At 67.8% G+C, this 4,527-nt stretch carries 5 protein-coding genes and 1 pseudogene; 1 reads left to right on the forward strand and 5 read right to left on the reverse strand.

All coding sequences use genetic code 11. The features are described from left to right. Together FV228_RS34315 and mdcG are read right to left on the reverse strand one after the other, a co-directional pair. A pseudogene (locus FV228_RS34315) lies at window positions 1–127 on the reverse strand (acyl transferase); the annotation flags it as partial. Next, entirely contained in the window at window positions 124–813 is a 690-nt protein-coding gene (mdcG, locus tag FV228_RS21130; RefSeq protein WP_147856409.1) for a malonate decarboxylase holo-[acyl-carrier-protein] synthase, read from the reverse strand. The gene mdcG and the pseudogene FV228_RS34315, both read right to left, overlap by 4 nt. Before the next feature lie 481 nt (window positions 814–1,294). Here mdcG and FV228_RS21135 point away from each other — a divergent pair, with 481 nt between their 5' ends. Continuing rightward, window positions 1,295–2,212 (forward strand): DMT family transporter, encoded by a 918-nt coding sequence (locus tag FV228_RS21135; protein WP_187277847.1) that lies wholly within the window; start codon window positions 1,295–1,297, stop codon window positions 2,210–2,212. Window positions 2,213–2,310: 98 nt separating this feature from the next. Here the strand turns inward: FV228_RS21135 and mdcE are convergent, their stop codons facing one another. The 3 genes from mdcE to mdcC are packed head-to-tail and all read right to left on the reverse strand — an operon-like array spanning window position 2,311 to window position 4,254. Further along, window positions 2,311–3,027 (reverse strand): biotin-independent malonate decarboxylase subunit gamma, encoded by a 717-nt coding sequence (gene mdcE / locus FV228_RS21140; RefSeq protein WP_147856411.1) that lies wholly within the window; start codon window positions 3,025–3,027, stop codon window positions 2,311–2,313. Continuing rightward, window positions 3,014–3,943: a biotin-independent malonate decarboxylase subunit beta gene (locus FV228_RS21145; RefSeq protein WP_147856412.1), complete on the reverse strand. Its 930-nt coding sequence runs from the start codon at window positions 3,941–3,943 to the stop codon at window positions 3,014–3,016. Before FV228_RS21145 ends, mdcE begins: the two co-directional genes overlap by 14 nt. 2 nt (window positions 3,944–3,945) lie before the next feature. Next, on the reverse strand, window positions 3,946–4,254 hold the full coding sequence (gene mdcC / locus FV228_RS21150; RefSeq protein ID WP_007568076.1) for a malonate decarboxylase acyl carrier protein: 309 nt from the start codon (window positions 4,252–4,254) through the stop codon (window positions 3,946–3,948). Between the last annotated feature and the right edge of the window lie 273 nt (window positions 4,255–4,527).

The following is a 4,527-nucleotide window of genomic DNA, read 5'->3' on the forward strand; positions in this document are numbered from 1 at the left end:
GGTCGGCGCCGCCCAGGAGCGGCGCCGCGGCGGCGAAGACTGCCTGCGCGGCGGGATGGTCGGCGGTGAGGTCGAACATCCCCGGATGCTGGCCGCCCTGGCCCGAGAGCAGGATCGCGACACTCATGCGGTCTCCCGGGTGCGCAGAGGGGCGACCGGCCACATCGCGAGCGCGTCCAGGCCCTTGGCCAGCACGGTGCCGCCGTCTGGCGCGTCGCGCAATTCGCGCCAGTGCAGGCCGGTCCCGTCCGGCAGCAGGATCTCGCCGTCGAGGCGCATCGGGGCGGTTTCCGCGATGGAAGCGAGTCCGTCGAGCAGGCCGGTGGGCACCGGATCTTTGCAGGGCCAGAGCAGGTCGAGGTCGGACGATGCGGTCAGGTAGGTGAGCCCGGTCACCGCCTCCCACAACAGGCCGCCGAACGGTCGGGGTTTCAGGCCGAAGCTGTCGCCGAGGCCGATCAGGGTGGCGATCACCGCCTGCCAAGCGGCGGGGGCGTGGGATGCGGCCTCGGCGAGGCTCGGCCCGGCCATCCGAGTCAGGTGTTCGGTCGGCAGGGCCACGCCGATCCGACGCTTGCCGTCGGCTGGCGGCAGGGGCAGCCCCAGCGGCACCGTGTCGGCACCCTCCCCCGGGACCCGGCGGCGGACGATCAGCGGATGGCCCGCCGCGGCCCAACCGGCGAGATGCGGGACGTCGGCAAGGTCGTCACGAGTGCGAAACCAGGACGCCCAGGCGCCGGGATCCGCGCGGACCAGATCCTGCCGGGTGAAGGCGCCCGACGTGCTGTCGTCCCGCCATGTGGGACAGGTCATTCCCATGCTTGCCTCTCCGACAAGGATTTCGCGCGCCGTGCAAGCGCGAGAGACGCGTACCATCGGCGGCCGATCAAACCCGAATCCCTGACGGTCGTCGGCGTCGCGCGGCCAGCTCAGCCGCGCTCCGTCATGGGGACGTCGGAACGCGGAACCCCACCGTTCGCACGCACCGATGAAACGCTTGGACCCGCCGGCCGCGCGGGATGGCCGCCGCGCCTGATGGCCGCTTCCGAGCCACGCTCGCCATGAGGCATCTCGGACAGACAACGCTTTTTGTGCCACAACCACTTGTACGAGATAACAATGGTCGGACTGTTGATCGATCTCAGTAGGCCACAAGATCGTGTCAGATAGCATCCGGCACCATGAGCGACCCGTCGATGTCCGTCGTCGATCTTGCCGATCCGTTGACTGGGCTTCGATGATAGAAAATATTCTTGCCGCGTAAGCATTAAGACGCGACGATAGAGAGCCCAAAGTGCCAAACCGAAAAATAACGGGTCTTGCTTTCGTCGCTCTTTCGGCGTTCGGTTTCGGGTCGATGGCCCTGTCGGTTCACCTGACATACAATGAGGGTATCGATACCAGAACAGTCCTGGGCCTTCGATTTTCAATCGCGGCCGGCATCATCTCCATATCGGCATGTCTAACCCGTGCGGCGTGGCCACGCAACAAAGCCTTGTTCTTGTGCGTCGTGATGGGCGTATTCTACGCTGCCATGGCATGGTTCTATTTTACCGCGCTCTCTGAAGCGTCCTCCGGGACCGTGGCCTTGCTGTTGTATACTTATCCGATCTTCGTCGCGATCACCTCCTGGACGATGAAATTCGAAGCGTTCAGCAAGAAAGATCTGGCTATCGTTTCGGCCGCTCTCATGGGCTTGGCGTTGATCCTGGGCGGCGATTTGCAAGGATCGCCCAAGGGCATCGTTCTCTCGTTGATGGCCGCCGTGAGTTATGCGACGTACATCATCATTGGCGGGCGTATGAAAGATCATGCCAGCGCCCTGACGCGAGCGAGCGTCATCTTGACGACTGCGGCCATCGTCTATTTCCTGGCCTGCGTTGCCGCCGAGGTCAGACTACCGCGAAACGCCGAATCCTGGTTCGGGATCGCGTCGCTGGCCGTGTTCGGAACGGCCGTTGCGATCTATGCATTCATCGCAGGACTGGAACGGCTCGGACCAATCCATACCTCTATCGTATCGACGATCGAGCCGGCCGTAACGATCAGTCTTGGCGTCTTGTTCATGGGAGAGTTGCTGACCCAGAATATGGTGGTGGGCGGCGCAATCCTTGTCTCGTCCTCGGTGGTCTTGGCGATGTCCAAGACGAACGACGCCCTTCCGAAGAGCGGAGACCCGGTCGCCCTGACGCACGCGGACAAGGGTCTTTGACCCGTCGACGGATCGAAAGTGGCGATAGAGGTCCAGCCACAGCGGCGACGGGGGCGTGCGAGGCGCCCCCCCCCCCCTCGGATCGCGTGGCCGGACACCTATCCACATCCGGCCTGCGCGATCACCGCCGCACTGATCCCCCGCGCCACCGGCCGCCCGCCGCGCTCCTCGCCGAGGCGATCCCGGTCGTCGCCGGGTTGGAGGTTGGCGATCAGGTCGCGGATCTGGCCGTCGAGCGGCTTGGCCGGATCGAGCACGACGTGGACTGCCCCAGCCGCCACCATGTTGTCGAGCCCGGGGGCGAAGACCGGCGTCGATTTCGCCATCTCCTGGAGCTTGTCGAGGGGCAGCTTGGTCACCTTCGCCACCGAGGGCAGGTCCATCACGCTCGGGTTGGCGCCGGGCAGCGCCGCCAGGATCCGGGTCGCCAGCGCGGTGGCGATGAAGGCGCCGGCGGCGGAATGGCCGTAGATCAGCCCGATGGTCGGGTGGCCGGAGCGGTCGGCGAGCAGCAGCGCCTTGGCGAGATGGGCCAGGCACTCGTTGAGCCCCAGCAACTCGTCGCGCCGGCTCATGCGCTGGCTGTCGGAATCGACCACCACCAGGATCGGCGCCTTGTCGCCGGCCCGCACGACATCGAGCACGGCCCGCGACAGGACCAGCGCCCCGTCGACCCCGAGCGGCGTGTCGCCGTCGATCCCGACGACGTGGATCGTCTCGCCCGCGAACGGGCCGCCGCCGGTGACGAGGCCGTCGCGCACGGTGACGGAATGGCCCTGCGGAAACAGCCCGGCCAGAATCTCAGCGAGCGTCATGGTCGGCCTCCCTCACCCGGGACACGGTCTCGTCGAAGGCGGGTGTGTCCATGGCGGGCACGGATTCAGGATCGTTGACGCCGAGCCGGGCCCAGATTCCGGTGGCGTCCCGGCAATCGCCTAAGCGGGCGATCCGGGCTTCGAGCCGGGCCTGCTCGGCCTCCAGCATCGCCAGATCGAAGGACGGCGCCCGGCCGATCAGGTCGAGCGCCGCCCGCCGGAAGGCCGACACGGAGTCGGCGCAGAACGCGTCGGCCCCGCCGATCAGCCGCCGGTGCTTGCCGCCCATGGTCCGCCAGACCAGGGCCCTGTCGCGGGAATCGAACTCCTCGGCGCCCTTGTTGGTCTCGATCACTTCGGGGCCCGAGACCGAAATCCGGCCGCCCTCCGAGACGGCGAGCCGGGAGCAGGTGCCGGCGATCAGGCCGCCGCCGCCGTAGCAGCCGGCGCGGCCGCCGATCAGCCCGATGACCGGGATGCCGGCAGCCCGGACATCGACGATCGCCCGCATGGTCTCGGCGATGGCGGTCTCGCCGGCATTGGCCTCCTGGAGCCGGACGCCGCCGGTGTCGAACAGGATCAGCACGGCCGCCAGCTTCAGGGTGAGCGCGGCGCGCAGCAGGCCGACGAGCTTCGCCCCATGGATCTCCCCGAAGGCGCCGCCCATGAACCGGCCCTCCTGGGCGGCGACGAGCACCGGCTTGCCGTCGAGCGCGGCGCGGCCGACCACGATGCCGTCGTCGAAGGCCCGCGGCAGGTCGAACAGCGGCAGGTGCGGGCTCATGCGCCGCTCGGTCGGGGGCAGGAACTCTTGAAAGCTCCTGGGATCGGCCAGCGCCACCACGCGCTGGCGGGCGGTGGCCTCGTACCAGCTCAGGGCGTCCGGGTCGGTGCTCGCGGCGTGTGCGCCAGCCATGGTCAGGCCTCCATCAGCCGGGCGCCCTGGAGCAGGCGCAACGATACGGTGTCGGGACGGGCGCCGCCGTCATTGATGCTGATGCGCAGGCCCCCGGGCTGAGCGCGGGCGACGAAATCCGCCACCACCGCCTCCCAGACGGCACCGTATCCGGCGATCGGCGTCTCGATCGCGACCTCGCAGGCATCCGGCGGCAGCACCCGCTCCAGCAGGATCTCCAGGTTGCCCGACGCCACCACGCCGGTGATGGCGTTCGGCACCGAGCCCGGCAGCGGCTTTTTCGTGGTGTGGCGGAAGGTCAGGGATTCCATAATCGGTTCCTCGCAGGACGTCCCGTCATCCAAACAGAACACCTCATCCTGAGGTGCCGGAGCGTAGCGGAGGCCTCGAAGGAGGCTTCCAGTGATCTCGGCGGCCCCTGGAGGCCTCCTTCGAGGCCGTACGATCTGCGATCGCCCGGCACCTTGTATTAGCGAATCATGTCAGATTGCCCCTGTCCCGCGAGGGATGCCGGCTCTGGGGTGGCCACCCCAGAGCCGGCGGCGACTGTCGGATCGTTGGCACCTGAGCCTGTGGCCTGCGCC

The organism is Methylobacterium sp. WL18 (assembly GCF_008040015.1).
Taxonomy (GTDB): Bacteria; Pseudomonadota; Alphaproteobacteria; order Rhizobiales; family Beijerinckiaceae; genus Methylobacterium; species Methylobacterium mesophilicum.

Coding starts and splice junctions, on each gene's coding strand:
- mdcG (WP_147856409.1), bottom strand. CDS start 813: ATGACCTGTCCCACATGGCGGGACGACAGCACGTCGGGCGCCTTCACC.
- FV228_RS21145 (WP_147856412.1), bottom strand. CDS start 3,943: ATGGCTGGCGCACACGCCGCGAGCACCGACCCGGACGCCCTGAGCTGG.
- mdcC (WP_007568076.1), bottom strand. CDS start 4,254: ATGGAATCCCTGACCTTCCGCCACACCACGAAAAAGCCGCTGCCGGGC.
- mdcE (WP_147856411.1), bottom strand. CDS start 3,027: ATGACGCTCGCTGAGATTCTGGCCGGGCTGTTTCCGCAGGGCCATTCC.